Origin of the sequence: Shewanella sp. BC20 (genome assembly GCF_003129585.1) — a bacterium.
GTDB lineage: Bacteria > Pseudomonadota > Gammaproteobacteria > Enterobacterales > Shewanellaceae > Shewanella > Shewanella seohaensis.
Map to the genome: position 1 here is coordinate 17,151 of NZ_NHRI01000018.1, position 20,320 is coordinate 37,470.

General features: G+C 47.3%; 18 protein-coding genes. 9 read left to right on the top strand and 9 right to left on the bottom strand.

Translation table 11 applies throughout. From position 1 onward, the window contains the following. Nucleotides 1-170: 170 nt before the first annotated feature. From CBX96_RS16975 to CBX96_RS16990, 3 genes are all read right to left on the bottom strand, one after another. Nucleotides 171-500, bottom strand: coding sequence for a c-type cytochrome (locus CBX96_RS16975; protein ID WP_109287491.1), 330 nt, complete (start codon nt 498-500; stop codon nt 171-173). Between the two features lie 579 nt (nt 501-1,079). Beyond that, complete coding sequence (locus CBX96_RS16985) at nt 1,080-2,618, bottom strand: tetratricopeptide repeat protein (RefSeq protein ID WP_109287493.1); 1,539 nt, start codon at nt 2,616-2,618, stop codon at nt 1,080-1,082. 117 nt (nt 2,619-2,735) lie between these two features. After that, entirely contained in the window at nt 2,736-3,572 is an 837-nt protein-coding gene (locus CBX96_RS16990; RefSeq protein WP_109287494.1) for a mechanosensitive ion channel family protein, read from the bottom strand. 168 nt (nt 3,573-3,740) lie between these two features. Here CBX96_RS16990 and CBX96_RS16995 point away from each other — a divergent pair, with 168 nt between their 5' ends. Together CBX96_RS16995 and CBX96_RS17000 are read left to right on the top strand one after the other, a co-directional pair. Beyond that, nucleotides 3,741-4,220, top strand: coding sequence for a hypothetical protein (locus CBX96_RS16995; protein ID WP_011624239.1), 480 nt, complete (start codon nt 3,741-3,743; stop codon nt 4,218-4,220). A 425-nt stretch (nt 4,221-4,645) separates the two neighbouring features. Continuing rightward, nucleotides 4,646-5,821, top strand: a complete 1,176-nt coding sequence (locus CBX96_RS17000; protein WP_011624238.1) for a type III PLP-dependent enzyme — start codon at nt 4,646-4,648, stop codon at nt 5,819-5,821. 59 nt (nt 5,822-5,880) lie between these two features. Here the strand turns inward: CBX96_RS17000 and CBX96_RS17005 are convergent, their stop codons facing one another. Continuing rightward, a complete protein-coding gene (locus tag CBX96_RS17005; RefSeq protein ID WP_011624237.1) occupies nt 5,881-6,093 on the bottom strand; it encodes a YdcH family protein in 213 nt (70 codons plus the stop codon). A gap of 412 nt (nt 6,094-6,505) precedes the next feature. Here CBX96_RS17005 and udp point away from each other — a divergent pair, with 412 nt between their 5' ends. Then, on the top strand, nt 6,506-7,264 hold the full coding sequence (gene udp / locus CBX96_RS17010; protein WP_011624236.1) for a uridine phosphorylase: 759 nt from the start codon (nt 6,506-6,508) through the stop codon (nt 7,262-7,264). Between the two features lie 112 nt (nt 7,265-7,376). Here the strand turns inward: udp and CBX96_RS17015 are convergent, their stop codons facing one another. Next, nucleotides 7,377-8,129: an outer membrane protein OmpK gene (locus CBX96_RS17015; protein ID WP_011624235.1), complete on the bottom strand. Its 753-nt coding sequence runs from the start codon at nt 8,127-8,129 to the stop codon at nt 7,377-7,379. A gap of 486 nt (nt 8,130-8,615) precedes the next feature. Between CBX96_RS17015 and CBX96_RS17020 the strand changes: the two genes are divergently transcribed. Genes CBX96_RS17020 through CBX96_RS17030 form a run of 3 tightly spaced genes read left to right on the top strand, consistent with a single transcriptional unit; the run spans nt 8,616 to nt 10,965 of the window. Further along, nucleotides 8,616-9,086 (top strand): NfeD family protein, encoded by a 471-nt coding sequence (locus CBX96_RS17020; protein WP_011718445.1) that lies wholly within the window; start codon nt 8,616-8,618, stop codon nt 9,084-9,086. Between the two features lie 11 nt (nt 9,087-9,097). After that, nucleotides 9,098-10,033 carry a slipin family protein gene (locus tag CBX96_RS17025; protein WP_011624233.1) on the top strand — a complete coding sequence of 312 codons (936 nt, stop codon included), beginning with the start codon at nt 9,098-9,100 and terminating at the stop codon, nt 10,031-10,033. Then, nucleotides 10,033-10,965 carry an SPFH domain-containing protein gene (locus CBX96_RS17030; RefSeq protein WP_109287495.1) on the top strand — a complete coding sequence of 311 codons (933 nt, stop codon included), beginning with the start codon at nt 10,033-10,035 and terminating at the stop codon, nt 10,963-10,965. Before CBX96_RS17025 ends, CBX96_RS17030 begins: the two co-directional genes overlap by 1 nt. A 206-nt stretch (nt 10,966-11,171) precedes the next feature. On the opposite strand, the gene CBX96_RS17035 is transcribed toward CBX96_RS17030, so the two are convergent. The 4 genes from CBX96_RS17035 to priA form a co-directional block, all read right to left on the bottom strand. Next, nucleotides 11,172-11,396 (bottom strand): hypothetical protein, encoded by a 225-nt coding sequence (locus tag CBX96_RS17035; RefSeq protein ID WP_011624229.1) that lies wholly within the window; start codon nt 11,394-11,396, stop codon nt 11,172-11,174. Nucleotides 11,397-11,964: 568 nt separating this feature from the next. After that, the gene (locus CBX96_RS17040; RefSeq protein ID WP_109287496.1) at nt 11,965-12,660 is read right to left on the bottom strand and encodes an SPOR domain-containing protein; all 696 of its coding nucleotides are present in this window, start codon (nt 12,658-12,660) and stop codon (nt 11,965-11,967) included. Nucleotides 12,661-12,663: 3 nt separating this feature from the next. Beyond that, nucleotides 12,664-14,409: an arginine--tRNA ligase gene (gene argS / locus CBX96_RS17045; RefSeq protein ID WP_011624227.1), complete on the bottom strand. Its 1,746-nt coding sequence runs from the start codon at nt 14,407-14,409 to the stop codon at nt 12,664-12,666. A gap of 111 nt (nt 14,410-14,520) precedes the next feature. Next, entirely contained in the window at nt 14,521-16,731 is a 2,211-nt protein-coding gene (gene priA / locus CBX96_RS17050; protein ID WP_109287497.1) for a primosomal protein N', read from the bottom strand. A gap of 103 nt (nt 16,732-16,834) precedes the next feature. Between priA and CBX96_RS17055 the strand changes: the two genes are divergently transcribed. The 3 genes from CBX96_RS17055 (at nt 16,835) to CBX96_RS17065 (ending at nt 20,129) form a co-directional block, all read left to right on the top strand. Next, nucleotides 16,835-17,995 carry a FimV/HubP family polar landmark protein gene (locus tag CBX96_RS17055; RefSeq protein ID WP_109287498.1) on the top strand — a complete coding sequence of 387 codons (1,161 nt, stop codon included), beginning with the start codon at nt 16,835-16,837 and terminating at the stop codon, nt 17,993-17,995. Between the two features lie 165 nt (nt 17,996-18,160). Then, entirely contained in the window at nt 18,161-18,373 is a 213-nt protein-coding gene (gene rpmE, locus CBX96_RS17060) for a 50S ribosomal protein L31 (protein ID WP_011624224.1), read from the top strand. 511 nt (nt 18,374-18,884) lie between these two features. Further along, a complete protein-coding gene (locus tag CBX96_RS17065; RefSeq protein WP_109287499.1) occupies nt 18,885-20,129 on the top strand; it encodes a malic enzyme-like NAD(P)-binding protein in 1,245 nt (414 codons plus the stop codon). The last annotated feature ends 191 nt before the right edge of the window (nt 20,130-20,320 follow it).

Genomic DNA, 20,320 nt, shown 5'->3' on the forward strand with positions numbered 1-20,320 from the left:
CTCCCTGAGTGTTCCGCTGGCACTGGCTTAAGGCTCTGTGCCAAATTTACCCAACAGGAGGCCCTGAGGTGTGCTCCCCATTTTTCTCATATTGGGCTTGGTTTTATTTCAATGGCTTAACTTACAGTTGCAGGCCTGTGGTTATCCCTTTGATTTAGGCTTAGCAGCAATTAACCGCAGGTTTGCGGTTGCTCCGAGTCGGCGGCATGGTCATACAGGAATTGCTGTATATCTTTGAGATCTTGCTCGGTGAGGCCGTTGAATACCTCAGGTTTGAGTTTGTGTTTATCTTTGTCGAAGAAGCGATCCCATTGGCTCATGGTTTTGCTCATTGGGGTCAGCTCGCCACCTTCACCACCTTGGCTATGGCAGGCTTTACATTCTTTTTTATAGAGGTGTTTTCCCTTTTTGGGATTGCCCCCATCGGCGGCGTAGACTTGAAGTCCCAGACTGCTGATTAGCGCGACGGCGATTGCGATCTTAGTTGAAGTTTTCATCATCTCATCCTTTCTTAATTGTCATTCACATGACTTTGTTGGTGGAATGTGGCTATTGCTTCCACCTTGTGAATAAATTTATCAAAGGTGACGGGATGTTTATTTGAGGTGTATCACTTTCATTAAAAAAATCTAATTGATAAAAATTTCATTGATAAAAATCTAATTGACTGGTGATGGATTGAATTGGGTGGAAATTTACATTTTCAAAAACAACGATTTGTTTTTATTGCTAAATTAGCTTGTTGTATCGCAGCTAGGGATTTCGGTCGGAGAGGACGAAAAAATGATAGTGATCGAGTTAACACTTTGTAAAATTTACGATCTCTAAAGTAGCCAGTCGGAATAATTTTGCTCCATTTTCGCTGTGTGAGGGCGGGGCAGCTAGGCGTTGATAAGGGCGGCTGATTTCTAATTTTTTTAACACAGCGGCTACGCTAATGATAACCCGCAGTGCTTTATTCACTTTCGCAGCTAAGTAGCGCCAACGCTGCGGCATTTAACCCAAGCCACGGTTTAAGCCGTAGTTCTCAACACTAGGGTTTGGCTAAGCGGCCAAACCCTGCAATCAGCTATTTATCCTCACTCGTTGCTCTGTAAGTAAGGTGCTAGCTGAGTTTCAATCCTCTCGATTTCATCTTGGGCATACAACAGCTCGGACTCCGTTAAGCGGGGTAGGGCCTGTTGTTGATACAAGAGTTGGTCGCTATTCATCCCATATTTACCAAAGTTGCGCAGTAATATACTCGACCAAATATATGTTTGTACTGGTTTATCAATCGACTCATGGCGGTTGATATCAACGAGGGCTTGCATACCATCTTGGCTGCCCAAGTCGGCAGCTTTACGGTACCAAGTCTCTGCGGTTTGCAGCGCTTCGCGGCTCGGATGCTCACCCTTGCGGTAGATTTCTGCTTGATTAAGATGGTAATAAGCCTGCTGCTCATCGGGGATAGGATGTTGATGCAGAAAGTTATTACACAGGCTTTGGGCTTCGCGGATCTCTAGGGTGCCCAAGCGCTTACTGAGCTTCTCATATGCTTCTTGATAGTCACTGATATGGCTCATGGCTGCCAGTTGGTAATACATTAAGGCTTTAATCGGTTGGCGTGAGACACCTAAGCCTTCTTCATAGATTTTTCCTAGGCCGAATAGGGCTTCCTCTTGCCATTGGGACGCCAGAGTTTCTAATTCTGTTCTTGCCTGCTGGTAGTCATTATCCGTTTGTGGGTCGAGTAGTTTAAGGTGTGCCAGCGCTAACTTAGCAAAGACATTGTCAGCGGCGCAGGATTTTTCTAGCCAGTGACGGGCTTTGCCATAATCGACGGCAAAATCTTCACCATAGAGGAAACGTTTGCCTAGGTAATACTGGCGAAAATCATTTTCTGCAGCATATTCGCTGAGTAAAGCTTCGGCGCGGACGAGGTCCTTAGGGCCGCCTTGGCCAGCGGCCAGCATATGGCCTAAGTTATCTTTTGCAAGTTCATCACCGGCGGCGACGGCTTTCTCAAAGTATTCCCGCGCTTTGCTATAGTCTGGCGTGACACGTTCATCGTGCCAATACAAGGTGCCTAGGTGGTAATAGGCATCTTGGTTGCCTTGGGCGGCTGCTTTTTCGAACCAGTAAATGGCTTGGCTTGCATCGGGATCGAGAAAGGGTTGTCTGAGATACAAATAGGCGAGCTCATATTGAAACTCGACTTGCCCCGCTTCAGCACTGGCTTTGAGTTGTTCGACCTGTTCGCGTAATTGCTCGGGAGTTTGCGCCTCAGAGGCGACCAAGCTCGGCAGGGTAATCATGGGTAAAAATTGCGGATCGATCTCGGCGGCTTTTCGATACCAATATTCAGATGCCTTGGGATCGGCGGGGACTTGCTGGAATCGACCCGAATACAACTCGGCCATAGCAATGGCGGCCACGGCAAAGCCTTTATCAACGGCCTGCTGAATATAGTCTAGGCCAGAGTTGACTTCGCCCTGATTGATTAATGTGAGTCCGTGATTGAGTAGCGCCGAGGGTTCACCCGCGGCAAGCGCTTCGGCTTGTATTTTCTTTTTTTGGTATTTGGCAAAAAAAATAAACAGAACGACAAAGGCTATAATGATAAGTATCAACGACATAGTATTCCATCACTATCGATATTTGGGCTGCACAGTAAACGCGTATCCCGCAAAAAATGCAAGTTAACTGTGCCAGATGAGGCGAATGTTTGAATTCATTCGCCTCGATGGCGGTGCTTACTTTTCTTGCAAATGAATTTCTCGCACTGGGCAAGCCATTTCGATACCAGCCTGTTTAAGGGCGTTATAAATGGCCATATTTATCTTGTATTTATGCTGAAAGTAACTTTGTGTCGGTACCCAGTAACGTACACCAATCTCGATGCCGATGGCATTAAAACCATTGATACCAATATTTGGCGTAGTGTCCTGACTGACATTGGGGTTTTGGCTCAGCAGCTCAGTGATTAGGCTTATCGCCGCCTCGGGGTCGTTGTTATAACTCAGGTTAAATTGGGTTTCGACCAGCTTATTACTGAAGGAGTTATGCAAGATCTCACCAACGATGTGCTTGTTGGGAATGCTAATTTGCTCGCCTTCCTCATTGGTTAAAATCGTCATCCCCAAATTAATCCGCGTGACGACACCGCTTTCTCCTTTGATTTCGATGGTATTTCCGACCACAAAAGGACGAGTCACAATAATGGTGACCCCAGCGGCATAGTTCGACAGCATCCCCTGTAGGGCTAAACCTGCGCCGAGGGAGGCGGCACCAATCGCTGCCACCATGGGTGTGACGCTAATGCCTATCTTGCCTAGGGCAATAATTCCCACCATGACAATGATCAGGATACGGATCAGATTGCTGACAAAGTTACTCAGGGTGATGTCGATGTGATGCTTTTCGCACTGCTTGGCGACTAAGCGCGAGACTTTGCTGGCGACCCACAGACCCAATAAAAAGACCAGCGCCGCACCGATTAATTGGAAACTATAATTGACTAAAAACTCGGTGATCAGCTGGTAAACGCCTTGGAGTTGCTGCAATTCCTGATCGAGTCCCGGTGTTATCATAATGATATCCTTACAATAAATTTAACCGCCCTAGTATAACGTACAATTGCTTTGAAAGGCGTATTCGCCATGCATTGTGAAGCGTATCATGTAATGGCTCGGATTAAATGAGCCGGTTGCGAGACTCGGGTATGCTATTGCCCGTATCAAAAATGGAGTTAAGTGTTTATGAGAAAGCTGTTGTTGTGTCTGTCCTTCCTTTTCACTCCCATGATGGCCTTGGCGGCGAGTTACGTTGCCGGGGATGCGATCAATCCTATTTCATTGCAGGATCAAAATGAGCAAGCAGTCAGTGTGACTGACGAAACCAAAGTCGTGCTCTTTAGCCGCAGTATGAAAGGCGGCGATATTATTAAAGAAACGCTTACACCACTGGCGGGAGATAAGTTTCCACCGCATTTAGTCTATGTGGCGGATATAAGTGGCATGCCATCGTTGATCGCCAAGTTTGTCGCTGTGCCGCAAATGCAGGAGTTGCCCTTTGCCATTGGTTTAGACAGAGAAGGCGAGATCAGCCGCCTGTTACCCGATACTAAAGATATGGCGACGATGATTTTACTGGACCACCGCAATATTCAGGACATCGCCTACTTCGATTCGAGTGAAGCCTTAAGCCAAGCCTTAGCGAAACTAAACGAGTCGCAATAGTCAGTTTTGAAGCCAATGTTGAGGGGGCTATGTTGAAGGGCTCACCCCTCAACACATTTTATCTCGTTTAAAGTGGTGATTTTTGGCTCGTGCGGATTGAGCTTGAATCGCTATTCGGCCGATGAGTGTTACTCAGTATTTTTCCTCAGATCATCCTTAGCTGCATAAACTTGAGTTGCCGTCGTAAAAAATTCATTTTTCCTACCTCAAAAATGTCAATATTCTCTGTTGTGCTCTTGTGCATAATTATATGTTTTGATGGCAGTTTTTTTAGGTTTGCCACCGCTTAAAATTTCGTGGAATAAAAAGTTAGTTATTAAGCATAAAAATTCGTTGCGTTAAGTAAAAAAATAGCGTTTACTGCGCACGTTTTTAAGACAGACAACGAATCTTTTACCATTTGACCCAAAGGAGACTCTGGCCCAATGAGCCAATTTCAATCTATTGATGTTGCTGACTATTATGATGCTGAAACCTTCAAACGTATTGAAGAGTTTGCCAAAGATAAAGCGACCCCGTTCGTGGTGATTGATACCAGTATCATTGCGAAACAATACGATGACATGGTTAATAGTTTTCCTTATGCCGATGTTTATTATGCAGTTAAGGCAAACCCTGCGGCTGAGATCCTGACGTTACTCAAAAACAAAGGGTCAAACTTCGATATTGCGTCGATTTATGAATTAGATATGGTCACTAACGTGGGCGTAACGCCTGACCGCGTGAGCTATGGCAATACCATCAAAAAGCGTCAAGATGTGCGTGCGTTTTATGAGCGTGGTGTGCGTATGTATGCATCGGATTCTGAGGCCGACTTACGTATGATCGCCGAAGAAGCGCCGGGTTCACGCATCTATGTACGTATCCTGACCGAAGGCACAGACACCGCCGATTGGCCACTGTCTCGTAAGTTTGGTTGCCAAAATGAGATGGCTTATGAGCTGTTAGTTCTGGCGAAGGAATTAGGCTTAGAGCCCTTTGGTATTTCATTCCACGTGGGTTCACAGCAACGTGATATCGGTGCTTGGGATTCGGCGATTGGTAAAGTGAAGAGCATCTTCGATCGTCTGCGTGATGAGCACAACATCGTCCTGAAGATGATCAACATGGGTGGCGGCTTCCCAGCTAACTATATCGACAAAACCAATCAACTCGGTGTGTATGCTGAGCAAATCACCCACTTCCTGAAGGAAGATTTTGGTGATGATTTGCCACAGATCATTCTGGAGCCGGGTCGCTCGCTGATCTCTAACGCTGGGGTATTGGTATCTGAGGTTGTGCTGATCAGTAAGAAATCCTACACAGCATTAGAGCGTTGGGTATTTACCGATGTGGGTAAGTTCTCTGGTTTAATCGAAACCATGGATGAGGCGATTAAATTCCCAATCTTCACCCACAAACAAGGTGAGTTGGATAAATGTGTTATCGCCGGCCCGACCTGCGATAGCGCCGACATCATGTACGAACACTACAGCTATGGTCTGCCGAATGACTTAGCGATTGGAGACCGTATGTACTGGTTAACCGCCGGTGCTTACACCACCACTTATTCAGCGGTGTGCTTTAACGGTTTCCCACCTCTGAAGGATTACTACCTGTAATCTTAGCCGCAAGACAACAAAAAGGGCGCTTAGGCGCCCTTCGTTTTTGGTATCACCACTTAATTGTGGGATTTGAGAATTTGATAGATCTCTTCTTTTAAGTGCAGTTTTTTGCTTTTGAGTTCTTTCACTGTGGGATTGAAATCACTGCCAACGCGTTTTTCCAGTTGCTTGATTTCTTCATCTAATTGATTGTGCTCGTTGAATTTACGTTGAAAATGAGCATCTTGAGTCTTTAAGGTGGTAATGAGATCTCGATATTCTGGAAACATTGGCGTTCTCCTTGTCGTCTTTTATCGTGCTTTGGTCTCGTCTTAACCCTAACCCTAGCCACGATGATGAAACGTGATATGGATCAATATTTGTCCTCCTACAGATTAATACTAAAGGGTGATTTCAGCAAACTAGCTATAAATCAACAACCTATATCTTTTATATTGCCCAGTGTGGCGAGCGAGTCAGTTCTGGCTCACACTTAATTTCACCTGATTGACGAGTGCCCACAGAAACATCACAGATTTGCTATCTTTGTGATCAAGCTGTAATAGGTTTGGTAATTACATTACGAATGAACAATTCTTCTTGCCGATAATTCTGTGATCAAGTTAACCTTCACCGCTTCGATACTAGGTTAAAGTCGATTCAATAAGAATTTTATTATCAAAAATGAAAGGGGTTTTCACGATGGCTGATGTATTTCACTTAGGTTTGACCAAAGCGATGCTCGATGGTGCCACTTTGGCGATTGTGCCGGGCGATCCAGAGCGTGTAAAACGTATTGCCGAGTTAATGGATAATGCCACATTCCTTGCAAGCCACCGCGAGTACACCAGCTACTTAGCGTATGCTGACGGTAAGCCAGTGGTGATTTGCTCTACCGGTATAGGTGGTCCATCAACGTCGATTGCAGTTGAAGAGTTAGCGCAATTAGGCGTGAATACCTTCCTGCGTGTTGGTACCACAGGTGCGATTCAACCCCATGTAAATGTGGGTGATGTGATTGTGACTCAAGCGTCAGTGCGTTTAGATGGCGCGAGCTTACACTTTGCACCTATGGAGTTCCCAGCGGTGGCTAACTTCGAATGTACCACAGCTATGGTTGCTGCGTGCCGCGATGCGGGCGTAGAGCCTCATATCGGCGTTACCGCATCTTCTGATACCTTCTACCCAGGCCAAGAGCGCTATGACACTGTGACTGGCCGTGTGACGCGTCGTTTCGCTGGCTCAATGAAAGAGTGGCAGGATATGGGCGTGCTGAACTATGAAATGGAATCAGCGACCCTATTCACTATGTGTGCGACTCAAGGTTGGCGTGCGGCGTGTGTGGCTGGCGTTATCGTAAACCGCACTCAACAGGAAATTCCGAACGAAGCGACAATGAAGCAAACTGAAGTCAGTGCTGTTTCTATCGTCGTAGCTGCCGCTAAGAAGCTACTGGCTTAATTCGCCGACACGCTCCCCTGCAAAGCGAGTGTTGCTTGCGTAATAATAAAAAAGGTGCCCTAGGTACCTTTTTTATTCGCTGTATCCGCTAAGGCGGGCTGTATCACTTAGATTAGAAGTGGTACTGAGCAATGACAGAATAAGTGTCTTGGTCGACACCCTTCACGCCGTATTTGTTGGTCCACAGATCGTACTCGATACCCACAAGTAATTTATTTGCCTTGTGGTCACCAAATAGGCTCTTACCTAAATCGTATTTCAGCTGCGGGTTGAAGTGGAAGTTTTCTTCGTAGCCACTGTTATCCGTTGCAAATACCCAATCGATAAAGCCATCGAGCACGATATTGGCAGAACCTACAGGGATATCGATTCTGAAGACTGGGGTGAACTGCCAGCCATCACTGATATTGCCTGAGCTCATCGCATCGCGACGATAAGTGTTGAAGTTAAGGTAGGTAAAGTAAGGTACGGCAACATCGACCCCTAAGCCATAGAGCAAGCTATGCACAGGGCCTTCACCTTCTTCGTAGGTGAGGGCTAATGAAAGATCGGTAATAGGGCCGAACGCAATTTTTTCGCCGAGGATTTTGCTCGCGCTAAATCGAGGTGAAATCTCTCCGTAGGTGGTGCTATCCATGCCCGTGTGGTCGCCTTTGAAGTAGATAAAATCTTGGAAGGCAAACCAATCACCGTATTTCCATGCACCAGCGGTTTCGAGTGTGACTGTCGTTTGCTTGTCCGAAGGAGCCAAGTCGTAGTCTTCGCCATAAAGGGCGGTTGCACTGAAATCCCACCACTGTACTAAGTCACCAGCAAATGCTTGAGGTGAAAGCATTAATGCTAGACATAGGCATGTCTTTTTCATTGTTATTTCCTGTTGTAGGGGTAGACGCTAAATAAAGTTGTACTCAGTTCCTGCTCCGAGGGCAGAACCTACAAACGGCTAGGGTGGAGCGGCTTGTATAGGTTCTGGCTGAGGGCAAGGTAAAAAGTGCGGGCAATATATGCAAAAATTTACAATTATTCAAAGTTTTTATCGAATGTTGTTGTGAAAATCACATAATCAAATTGTGGGTTTTAAGGTGTTTAATTTATTGATTTTTAGCGGTTATTTTATTTATCGATACATTTTTGATGATATTGTGAGCTAACTTTTTGAATTGATTGTGCTTAATTTTAGAACAACTCGGGTCAATATTTTGCCGCGAGTCAATTCATCTCCTCATTTTCCCAAGTTAATTGTCTTGCCGTGCTTTTTAAATCGGCGTATAAATTTATGACATATTATGTCGCATATCTGTCACTCTGCTGCTATAGTGCTGCACAGGATGCTCTCATTTCAGGGGGGAATATGGAGTTTTCGAATCTGATTTTAGTTTGGTCTATTATCGGGATTATCTTGATGTTAGCCGAGCTGGTGATACCTGGAGGTATTGTCGTGCTACTCGGCGCCGCCTGCTTAGTGGTGGCTGGCGCCTTATGGATTGGCCTAGTGGAAGGTGTGGTTCAAAGCCTGACACTGTGGTTTATTTCCGCCATCGTCTTATTACTCGCCTTTCGGCAAGTCACTCAAAAATTGGTTGGTGGAGATTCCCATGTGGATAACACCGATGAAGAACTTGATATCTACAATCAAATCGCCCGTGTTAAACAAACCATAGGTCCAGGACAAACGACAGGAAGAGTCGAGTTCCAAGGGAGCGAATGGCCCGCATTGGGGGATGGTAGTATCATTGCTGCGGGCACTGAGGTCAGGATTATCTGCCGTGAAAACATTGCCCTAGTGGTTGAGCCTGTTGATCAGGCAACGTCTCAAAACTAAAGGATGAGTCTATGTTTGTGTTTACCTTAGTCATTTTATTTGTCTTGTTTATTCTCTATAAGCTGATGCTGATAGTGCCGATGCGTGAGGTGCATGTCATTGAGCGTTTGGGAAAATTCCGTACTGTGTTACAACCGGGATTCCACTTCCTAATCCCTTTCTTCGATCGCGTCGCATATAAACACGACACCCGTGAGCAAGTGCTCGATGTGCCGCCACAAAGCTGTATCTCAAAGGATAACACCCAGCTTGAAGTGGACGGCTTAGTGTATCTCAAGGTCATGGACGGCAAGTTAGCGAGCTACGGTATTGAAAACTATCGTAAAGCTGCCGTGAATCTGGCACAGACCACTATGCGTTCTGAAATCGGTAAGCTCACCCTCAGTGAGACCTTTTCTGAGCGTGATCGCTTAAACGAATCCATAGTGCGCGAGATTGATAAGGCGTCTGAGCCTTGGGGGATCAAAGTGTTACGCTATGAGATCCGCAATATCACGCCATCGCGCCATGTGATCCATACCCTCGAAAAACAAATGGAAGCCGAGCGTCGTAAGCGCGCCGAAATCACCTTGGCCAATGCCGAAAAGGCCGCGATGATCAATATGTCAGAGGGTGAGCGCCAAGAGGCGATTAACATTTCTGAAGGCCAAAAACAGAAGCGTATCAACGAAGCTAAAGGTACGGGGCAAGAGATTGCCATTATCGCTAAAGCAAAGTCCGAAGGCATGGCGATGATTTCCCAAGCGTTAGCGGTCAATGGCGGTAACGATGCGATGAATATGCTGTTAAAAGAGCAGTTTATTGCTCAGGTCGGTAAGATCCTCAACGATTCGCAAGTGTCGGTTGTCCCCGCGGAAATGGCAAAACTCGAAGGATTCTTCGAAGGAATGGAACAAGTCACCCAAACCGTGGGTGGCCATAATGCAACTAGCAAAGGAGCACGCTAATGCAAATCCCATTGAATACTGATGTCGCGGTAATGGTCATTTGGGGACTGATTTTCGCCATATTTGTGATTAAGCTGTTCCAATCCATCCGCTTAGTTCCGACTAAATCGGCTTATATTGTTGAGCGTTTAGGTAAGTACCACTCAACGTTAGATGCGGGTTTCCACACCTTAATTCCTTTTGTCGATAAAGTGGCTTATATCCATGACTTAAAAGAGGAAACTATCGACGTACCACCACAGGAGTGCTTCTCCAGTGACGAAGTGAATGTGGAAGTTGACGGGGTGATTTATATCTCTGTTACCGACCCTGTGAAGGCCAGTTATGGCATCACTGACTATCGCTATGCGGCAATTCAACTGGCGCAGACCACCACGCGCTCAGTGATCGGCACCTTGGATCTCGACCGTACCTTCGAAGAAAGGGATGTGATTTCCGCTAAGGTAGTGGAAGTGCTCGACCAAGCGGGCGCCATGTGGGGTATTCGCGTGCACCGCTATGAGATTAAGAACATCACGCCGCCCGAGACAGTGAAAAACGCCATGGAAATGCAAGTGAATGCCGAGCGTGAGCGCCGTGCATTACTGGCAAAGAGTGAGGGTGATAAGCAGAGTAAGATCAATCGCTCCGAAGGTATTAAAGCGGAAACCGTAAACCGCTCTGAAGGTGAAATGCAGCGCCGTATCAACGAGGCCGAAGGTAAAGCGGAGGAGATTTTAACCCTGTCGCGAGCTACTGCGGAATCGATTGAACGTTTAGCGACTGTGATTGCTGCGCCCGGCGGCCATAACGCACTGCGTATGCAGCTTGGTGAGCAGTACTTTAAGCAGCTCGATGGCTTAAGCCAGAAGTCTAGCCGTATAGTGCTGCCCGGTAATATGGTCGATTTCGATTACTGGATGAATAGCATAGGCTTAAAAGAGAAAGCTTAAGACGCATAAACCATGTTGCGGCTTAAATATTCATCGGTTTAAGCCCCATAAACCTAAGGCCAAATAGTGATATTTGGCCTTATTTTTTGTGGTTTAGCATGGGATTAATGATAAAAAAGCGGGTTATAAATATCAGTTAACTGGCGCGGCGAATGGGGAACTCAATGCAGCCGTCCATTGGCGTATCGCGTCGTCTTCAGCCGTGATTAATAGGCCAGACGCTCGGAAATTTCAGAGTGGGAATGGGTTTCGATAAGGCGCGCTATGGTGTCTTGTTCGAGTACCGCTAAGGCCGAAATCTCGTTGTAAATCTTATCCTGCACATCTAGAGGCATGTGCACATGCTCCATATACATCCGGATGCTTAAGGCGTCACCGCTTTTGAACAGTTGGCTGAATTCAGAGGCTTCAATCTCGATTAATGCATTCATAATACTTCACCCTGAGGTTGGATTTTTGATGAGTAGACAACAGGTTTTGCTGTTACCTAAGAGATACGCCTAAGTTTGATCTAGGTCAATTAAACGCCATATTAATCTTTCTTAATAAACAAATTTACTGTTTAAAAATAGGTGGTTATAAATTTCATAAAATGAAATTGTGAATTATACCAATCACATTAAATATCTAATCAGTTCAGAGCCTCACAGGTATCTCAATCCAAGGCACATTGACGAAGAAATGGTTATTCCCTTTTAAGTCAATGTAACACGGGAGTGAGATACCTGTGAGGCTCCCGAAGGGCGGGGTTGAACGGGCTTTATACTGCGTTTAAGGCTTTCGACAGAGTGCCACTATGCCTTCAAGCCTTCGCCTTGTCTAAAGCACGTTTAACTCCCGCTGAATGAACAGATATTTAATACGATTGGTATTAGCTCAATGTTTGAAATGGGGCAAAACAGGGTTGCTAGAGTAGGAGTTAGTTGGCAAGAAGATAAAAAAATCGCGGCGCGTGATGGGGCACGCGCCGCGATGTTCGGACTGATTTTGCGAGCAGAATTACTTTGGAACGGCCAACAGCTGGCAGCCATTGATCCCCGCATTTTGCAAGGTGTGGCGTTTACGCTCGGCATCGCGTCTACGTTCGTAGGGACCAAGGATAACCTTGTACCAAGTGCCTGAGGTGCCCTCAATTTGCCTGACCTGCGCCTCTAACCCTTGGAACGCAATAACGGCCTTCATCTGGTTCGCCTGAGACTCCTGACGGAATGAAGCGCACTGCAATTGATATTGCTGTGGTGTACGCGTCGCCACGACATCGGGAATATCCACTTCGACGTTTTTATTCTCAAGCTCGTCCAGATAGGTCCATTCTTCCTTAGGCTTAGGTGGCAAGGCGTTTGGATCTTTCTTCGGCGCTTCAACGACGGGCTTTTCTTCCACCGGCGCAGTTACTACCACGGCTTGGCGCTCGGCCTCTTTCACCTTAGGCGTGAGAATCGTTGCTGGTTCTTTTGCCTTAGTCGGTTTCTCGGTTTTCACCTCGACAGGCGTTTCCTGCTTGGCGGTATCTTTAATGCTAAACAGAAAATAGCCAAAACTGCCGACAGCAATAAAGGCGAACAGGATCAACGGGATCGGGAGCTTACGGCGAGGCGCAGCCTTTTTAGCGGCAGGCCTCGCTCGTGTCGCGCGAATGGGGCGCTGTTTCGCGCCCGCTTGCGGTCTTCTGTTGGCATAGTCACGATTGCTCATGGCTTACATCCGTTCTAGGGTTTCGATACCTAGTAGATTTAGGCCTTTTTGCAGTGTGTTGGCCGTCAGTTGTGACAGCAGTAAACGGCTATGCTTTTGCTCGTCGTTATCGGCGGCAAGCACTGGACATGCCTCGTAGAAGCTAGAGAAAGCCCCCGCTAATTCATAGAGGTAACCGCAAAGTACATGTGGTTGACCCTTGTCGATCACGCGGCTGAGGATTTCACCAAACTGCGCCAGTTTGTTACCTAAGTCTTTCTCTTTTTCATGTTCGAGTACGATCTTGGCTTGGCTTAAGTCAATATCGGTCGCACGTTTGAAGATACCTGCAACGCGGGTGTAAGCGTATAGCAGGTAAGGCGCAGTATTGCCTTCAAAGCTCAGCATTTGCTCGAAGCTGAAGATGTAATCGCTGGTACGGTTTTTCGACAGATCGGCGTATTTGACTGCGCTGATCCCCACTACGCGGGCAATTTCAGCTAAGGTCGCTTCATCCATATCTGGGTTTTTGCTGCGAACCAGCTCAAGTGCGCGAGTATTGGCTTCATCCAGTAGATCAACCAGTTTCACTACGCCACCGGTACGGGTTTTGAACGGACGACCATCTTCGCCATTCATTGTGCCGAAGCCTAAGTGCTCCAGTGACATATCGTTACGGACAAATTTGGCCAGCTTGGCAAGGCTAAACACTTGTTGGAAGTGCAGTGCTTGGCGCAAATCGACAAAGTACAGTACGCGGTCGGCTTTTAGCACGCTTGAACGGTAACGCATAGCGGCTAAGTCGGTGGTGGCATAGAGGTAACCACCATCGGCCTTTTGAATGATAACAGGCAGCGCCTCGCCTTCTTTGTTACGGAATTCTTCTTGGAAGACCACTTTGGCGCCGTTGCTTTGAGTCAGTAAACCTTGGGCGTCTAAATCTTTAACTACTTGTTCTAAGTCGGCGTTATAGGCGCTTTCACCGTGCACATCGGCGCGGGTTAAGCTCACCCCTAAACGCTCGTACACTTCGTGGCAGTGGCTTAAAGAAATGTCGTTAAATTCACGCCACAGTTTGTTGCAGTATTCGTCGCCTGATTGAAGTTCAACCACAAGCTGACGGGCACGGGTCGCGAACTCTGCCGATTCGTCAAAACGCAGTTTGGCGGCGCGGTAGAAGGTTTCGAGATCTGATAATTCTAATTGGGCTTGTTCGCCATTTTGTGCGCGCAATTCTTCCATGTAGGCCAGCAGCATACCAAACTGGGTGCCCCAGTCGCCTACGTGGTTTTGGCGGATCACTTTATGGCCTAAAAACTCGAGGGTACGCACCACGCTGTCACCAATGATGGTCGAACGCAGGTGGCCGACGTGCATCTCTTTGGCGAGGTTAGGTGAAGAGTAATCCACGACGATAGTTTGTGGCGTTGGTAGCTTAATCCCTAAATGCTCATCGCTAATTGCAGCCTGTAATTGGTTCGCTAACGCGCTGTCATCAATGAAAAAGTTGATAAAGCCAGGGCCTGCGATTTCAACTTTCGCCACATAGGCTGAGGCGGGTAGGTTGTCGATGATCAGCTGCGCCAATTCGCGGGGATTTTTACCCGCAGCTTTGGTTAGCATCATGGCTAAGTTGGTTGCCAGATCGCCATGGCTCTTATCCTTGGTTCGATCTACTTGAATTCGCGCCTCAAAATCCGCAGGCAAAATACCTTGTTGTTTAAAGGATTCGATAGTTTGTTCAAGTAATGATTGGATATGTGATTTCATGGATTATTTAGCTACTAACTTTAAGAATGAATACAGGGAATAACCGCGTATTTTAGCCGTTTGTGATGACTAATTGCTATCTTCCCGATGATTTTTTATCAAATTATTGAATCACAACAGATCCTGCGGATCCCTATCTAGGCTCCAGCGACAACGTTTGGCCTCTGGCAGCTGTTCGACGAGGGGATAAATTCGCTCAAACTCCTGCTGTAATCTATGTCTGTGCTTGGCTTGAAACATCAATTGACGGCGGAACTTACCGGCTTTTCTGTCGAGTGGCGCAGGCATAGGGCCGATGATCTCAAACTCTTTATCTTGGGGCAGCAGCGCTGCAAATGCATTCAGGAAGTTATCGGCATCCACGGCTGAGTGAGCTTCTGCGCGCACCAGCACCATATGCCAAGCGGGAGGCAGCAGCGCCATTTGCCGCTCTTTTAATTGACTGCGGGCAAATTCGCCATAACCCCGGTGGAGCAAATCCCTCAGTATCGGGTTATCGCTCTGATGGGTTTGCAGCAACACAGTGCCGGGTTTGTTGGCGCGGCCAGCACGGCCAGCGACCTGAGTATAGAGCTGGCCGAAGCGTTCTGGCGCCCTAAAGTCGGCGCTAAAAAGTGCGCCATCGACATCCAGTAATCCCACTAGGGTCACATCTGGAAAGTGGTGCCCTTTGGCAAGCATTTGAGTGCCGACCAAGATCTTGTATTCGCCCTTATGGATCGCACTTAAGTGGCTTTCGAGCGACCCCTTAAGGCGGGTGGTATCGCGATCGATTCGCACCACGGGATACTTGGGGAACTCCTGTTGCAGTGCTTCGGCGAGTTGCTCAGTGCCGATACCTTGGCCCATCAACATGGTGCTGCCGCAATTGTGGCACTGCCTTGGAATGGCGTATTGGTTGCCGCAGTGGTGGCAGCGGATTTCTCCAAGGGATTGATGTACGGTAAAAAACGCATCGCAGCGGTCACACTCGTGTAAGTGCCCACACTCGTGGCACAGCAGTGCTGGCGCAAAGCCGCGGCGGTTCAAAAACAGTAATACCTGATTCCCTGCCTCTAAATGGCTGCGGATTTCGTTGATGAGTGGCGCCGACATCCCCGCCTTGAGGGGCAGGTTTTTGATATCGATAATCCCTTGGCGCACTTTTTTCGCATTACCCGCTCGTTCCCCGAGTTGCAGGTGATGATATCGACCGCTGAGGGCATTCTGCAGGGTTTCTAACGAGGGCGTCGCCGAACCTAAAATCACCGGGATCGATTCTAAATGTCCACGCATCACGGCGAGGTCGCGGGCGTGATAGCCAACGCCTTCTTGCTGTTTAAAGCTACTGTCGTGTTCTTCGTCGAGGATGATTACGCCGGGAAAAGCCATGGGCGTAAACAGGGCTGAGCGGGTGCCAATGATGATGGCGGCTTGGCCGCAGCGAGCCTGTCGCCAAGCTTCGAGGCGCTGGTTGTCGGTCAGTCCCGAATGCAGCACGGCCACATTGACTTTAAAGCGGCGCTTAAAGCGATTGATGGTTTGCGGTGTTAAGCCAATCTCAGGTACTAGGATCAGCGCTTGCTTACCCTGCTTAAGGATATGTTCGAGTACGGCTAAATAGACCTCGGTTTTACCCGAACCGGTAATGCCCTCGAGCAGAGTGCAGTGGTATCCTTGCTGTTGGGTGAGCAGGGTAACGGCAACTGCCTGTTCCTTATTAAGTCTATGGGGGGCTTCATCGAGTTCCAGTTGGCTGCGCCAATCGAGATTGAGCTCGGCGAGTTTCTCGTGTCTGGCAATCCAGCCCTTATCCTCTAAGGTTTTGAGCGCGGCTTTATTCAGTTCTAAACTGATGACGTCTTCCTGCGTCAGGCTGGTTTGCTGTAAGCGTTCGAGTAAGCGTTTTTGCGCCGGGGCGCGTTTTAATGTCTCAGGCGCAATATTGCTGCCCAGCTCTGTGATTTGCCAGTACTGAATTTTTTGCGGCGCGGCATCGAGCCCTTTACGCAGCGCCACGGGGAGCGCCTGTGTCAGCATTTGTCCTTGGCTGCAAAAGTAATATCTTGCGGCCCAGAGGGTTAATTTATAAAGCGATTCTGGCAATAAGGGCGCGTCATCAATAAACTCTATGACAGATTTAAGTTGCGTAGGGGCCAGTTCACAGCTGTCGGTAATGGCGGTAACAAGGCCTATCAGTTGCTGGCGCCCAAAGGGGACTTTTACTCTTATCCCAATCTGAGGTTGCTGAGCGCTTTCCTTACCTTGCTCATCGGTATCCACTCGATAGGTAAAGTTTTGCCGCATAGGCACAGGTAACGCAACTTCAACAAACAGTGACATATGCAGGGCGAGTCTTAAGGGAAATGAGGTTTAGTGTACTCAGCACGGCTAGCGAGGGCTAGTCCTAATGACAGTTTATCCAAGGATAGTTGAGAGTAAGTAAATGACTAAAATAACGAAATCATTAGGACTATTCGCCGTAGTGTGTAGCGCTTGTGTGCAGGCGCAAGTTTCCCATGTGAGTATCAATAGCCGCATGTTTGATTTGGGCGCTTACCCCAAAATGCGCGTCAATGTGATCACTGATAATCAGGATATGACTCGGCTCGAATTTGCGGTGCAGCAGTCCGGTGGTGAAGAAAAACTTATGGCCGAGCAGCTTAACCGTTTCTTGGTTTTGCTGACGGGCGTGGAAGATGTAACGGATCCTAAGGCGCGGCTGTTAGTGCGCGAATACCGTGTCGATCGTTGGTATGAAGTGAAAAACCTGCCGCTGTTTGATAATGCTTCCTCTGCGGCCTCTTCAGTATCCCAAGCAAAAACGGCGGTTGTGAAATCGAGTAAAGCGGCCACAGCCGAGACAAGTCAGCTGGCGGCAAGCTCTGCTAAAAGTGACAAAACCCCAGTTAAATCAACTAAGGTTGTGCAAGAGGTGAATTTAGTCACCGCTGAAACAGATGTTGCGCCCGTTGCTTCCGTTGTTGTGGCTGCGGTGACGACAGAAGTTGCCGCTGCACCTCGCGCCTCTGGATTTACCTTCCCTGAGGATAAGTCTGATGTGAAAGCATCCTCCACCTCGAGTTCATCGGTAGTGGCATCTGCTGAGACTAAAGCTGAAGTGGCTAAATCTGAGCCATCTAAAACTGAAGCAGCTAAAGCTGAGATGTCTACACCTGAACCGTCGACAACAGAAGTCGCGAGTGAGCCGGCGGTTGCACAAGCGTCTGCTGATCTGCCAATAGTGGATAAAAGCAAAACTGCGATTGATGCGCCCGAAGTTAAGGCTGGCGAAGCGACTGCAACTGAGGTTAATACGGTAAGTTCGACAAATACTCAGTCAACAAACTCGGGTGAGTGTCTGTTGGATTATCACAACGAGACGTTATGGCGCATTTCCAATCGCTATGCCCCTGACTGGAAAGTGAGTGTCTATGGCGCCATGCTGGCGATCCACGATGCCAACCCTAAGGCATTTTCGAAGAATCGAATTAACGCGCTGAAGAAAGATGCCACGCTTTATTGTCCATCGGCTGAGATACTTGCGCGTTATCCCGAAGCGCAGGCGGCTAAGACAAGTTTCGAAGATAGAGAGGCGGGGAGATAAATGTTCGCGAACGAGTAGATTATCGTGAAAATGCTCAGATAATCTACTTGTATCCGCGTAGGTGGTACTGTATTATTCTGCGCCCTAACATATCGTTATTAACTGCATGTGGTGTCCGACTTCGGGTTGGAAGAGCGACATGGCCTTACATTTGAGGTAATCCCAATGAAACCAGGTATCCACCCAGAATATGCAGTAATCACTGCAAACTGTACTTGTGGCAACGTAATCAAAGTAAACTCTACTGCTGGTAAAGACCTGCACTTAGACGTTTGTGGTGCATGTCACCCATTCTACACAGGTACACAGAAAGTTGTTGATACAGGCGGTCGTATCGACAAGTTCAACAAGCGTTTCGGTATGCTTGGCAAGAAATAATTGCGTAAGCAATGTTTCTAAAAAAGGCGCCTCTGGCGCCTTTTTGCTTTCTGGCCTTCTGGCACAAAATCGCTACTCTTCTGCCTTTCTGGTACGACTTCACTTAAAAAAGCATCAAAGTCACTTAATAGTAGGCTAAAGCCGCTTAAATCGACTTATTTATAGCAATTAACTATAAGATAACGCAGTTAGCTATCTCTATTGTAATTTAATCAACATTTTTTGCTTTATTAGGCATTTTTTCATTGCTTTAGCGGGTTATGTTCGTTTGTTTCCTACAAATTTAAACGGATAATCATCCTTTATTGGTAGAGATAAGTTTATAAAACTTGGCTTAGAGAGATAAATCTGTCGCAAAGGCGAAATTTCTCAATATCTTATTTAAAAATTAACCCAATTGGCGTATCTTACCCCGACCTGCCACACTGTTTAAATCGCCCGTAAATGAGGTGAGCTTGGGTTGGTCGGCCTTACTTCCATACTTATAAATGTCGCATTTCAGGATGTTAAAATGTCAGATATTCGTCAACAAGCACTCGATTATCATGAATTCCCCGTTCCCGGTAAAACCGCAGTCTGCCTCACTAAACCTGCTGAAACGAGCCATGACCTCGCGCTAGCCTACAGCCCAGGTGTTGCTGAACCGGTACGTGAAATTGCAGCTAATCCTGACAATGCCTATCGTTACACCAACAAAGGTAACACTGTAGCTGTTATCACTAACGGCACGGCGATTCTGGGGTTAGGTAATTTAGGCCCATTGGCGTCAAAACCGGTGATGGAAGGTAAGGCTCTGTTGTTTAAACACTTTGCGAATATCGACTCGACCGATATCGAAGTGACCCACAACACCACTGAAGAGTTTATTAACACTGTTGCGGCTATTGCTGGCACCTTTGGTGGTATTAACCTCGAAGACATCAAGGCGCCAGAGTGCTTTGTTATCGAGCGCGAATTAATTGAGCGTTGTAATGTGCCTGTGTTCCACGATGACCAGCACGGCACTGCGATTGTGACGGCTGCGGGTATGATCAACGCCTTAGAAATCCAAGGCAAACTGATCAGCGATTCGACCTTTGTGTGTATGGGGGCTGGCGCTGCTGCGATCGCCTGTATGACCATGCTGGTAAAATGTGGTGCAAACCGCGCCAACATCTACATGTTAGATACCAAAGGTGTTATCCATACGGGTCGTACCGATCTGAATGAATACAAAGCCTTGTTTGCAAACGATACCGACAAGCGCACTTTGCAAGATGTGATTAAAGGTGCCGACGTATTCTTAGGTTTATCTGGCCCAAACGTGATTGGCGCTGAAGAAGTGGCCATGATGGCGGATAAGCCAGTGATTTTTGCCTGCTCAAACCCAGACCCTGAAATCAAACCTGAGCTTGCCCACGCGACGCGCAGCGATTTAATCATGGGTACTGGTCGCAGTGATTATCCAAACCAAGTGAACAACGTTCTGTGTTTCCCATTCATTTTCCGTGGTGCCTTGGATGTGCGTGCATCGTGCATTAACGATGAAATGAAAGTGGCTGCAGTACATGCGATTGCTGGCTTAGCCAAAGAAGAAGTCCCTGCAAGCGTGCTTAAGGCTTATCCAAAGGTGAGTTCATTAAGTTTTGGTCCTGAATATGTGCTACCAAAACCTATGGACCCACGTTTATTACCTCGCGTTGCCCGCGCGGTCGCGCAGGCTGCGATTGATTCGGGTGTTGCGGCAATCACTACGCTGCCACACTACGCCGATTAAGCGCGAGTTCGACTAAAACCCAAAAGAGGCTAATTAGCCTCTTTTTTGTTTTTACTCGGGATAAAAATTCTGCCATGTGAATGCTTTGCGCGGCGTTGAAAAGCAATCCTTGGTTGCCTTTTGGCTTATGCTACTGAATAATCTTGAGTAGCATTTGTTTAACTCGTGTTAAGAGTGCACCGATAATTATA

Coding starts and splice junctions, on each gene's coding strand:
- argS (WP_011624227.1), bottom strand. CDS start 14,409: ATGAAATCACATATCCAATCATTACTTGAACAAACTATCGAATCCTTT.
- CBX96_RS16985 (WP_109287493.1), bottom strand. CDS start 2,618: ATGTCGTTGATACTTATCATTATAGCCTTTGTCGTTCTGTTTATTTTT.
- CBX96_RS17000 (WP_011624238.1), top strand. CDS start 4,646: ATGAGCCAATTTCAATCTATTGATGTTGCTGACTATTATGATGCTGAA.
- CBX96_RS16990 (WP_109287494.1), bottom strand. CDS start 3,572: ATGATAACACCGGGACTCGATCAGGAATTGCAGCAACTCCAAGGCGTT.
- CBX96_RS17005 (WP_011624237.1), bottom strand. CDS start 6,093: ATGTTTCCAGAATATCGAGATCTCATTACCACCTTAAAGACTCAAGAT.
- CBX96_RS17020 (WP_011718445.1), top strand. CDS start 8,616: ATGGAGTTTTCGAATCTGATTTTAGTTTGGTCTATTATCGGGATTATC.
- CBX96_RS17040 (WP_109287496.1), bottom strand. CDS start 12,660: ATGAGCAATCGTGACTATGCCAACAGAAGACCGCAAGCGGGCGCGAAA.
- CBX96_RS16975 (WP_109287491.1), bottom strand. CDS start 500: ATGATGAAAACTTCAACTAAGATCGCAATCGCCGTCGCGCTAATCAGC.
- CBX96_RS17030 (WP_109287495.1), top strand. CDS start 10,033: ATGCAAATCCCATTGAATACTGATGTCGCGGTAATGGTCATTTGGGGA.
- rpmE (WP_011624224.1), top strand. CDS start 18,161: ATGAAACCAGGTATCCACCCAGAATATGCAGTAATCACTGCAAACTGT.
- CBX96_RS17035 (WP_011624229.1), bottom strand. CDS start 11,396: ATGAATGCATTAATCGAGATTGAAGCCTCTGAATTCAGCCAACTGTTC.
- CBX96_RS17065 (WP_109287499.1), top strand. CDS start 18,885: ATGTCAGATATTCGTCAACAAGCACTCGATTATCATGAATTCCCCGTT.
- CBX96_RS16995 (WP_011624239.1), top strand. CDS start 3,741: ATGAGAAAGCTGTTGTTGTGTCTGTCCTTCCTTTTCACTCCCATGATG.
- udp (WP_011624236.1), top strand. CDS start 6,506: ATGGCTGATGTATTTCACTTAGGTTTGACCAAAGCGATGCTCGATGGT.
- CBX96_RS17025 (WP_011624233.1), top strand. CDS start 9,098: ATGTTTGTGTTTACCTTAGTCATTTTATTTGTCTTGTTTATTCTCTAT.
- priA (WP_109287497.1), bottom strand. CDS start 16,731: ATGTCACTGTTTGTTGAAGTTGCGTTACCTGTGCCTATGCGGCAAAAC.
- CBX96_RS17055 (WP_109287498.1), top strand. CDS start 16,835: ATGACTAAAATAACGAAATCATTAGGACTATTCGCCGTAGTGTGTAGC.
- CBX96_RS17015 (WP_011624235.1), bottom strand. CDS start 8,129: ATGAAAAAGACATGCCTATGTCTAGCATTAATGCTTTCACCTCAAGCA.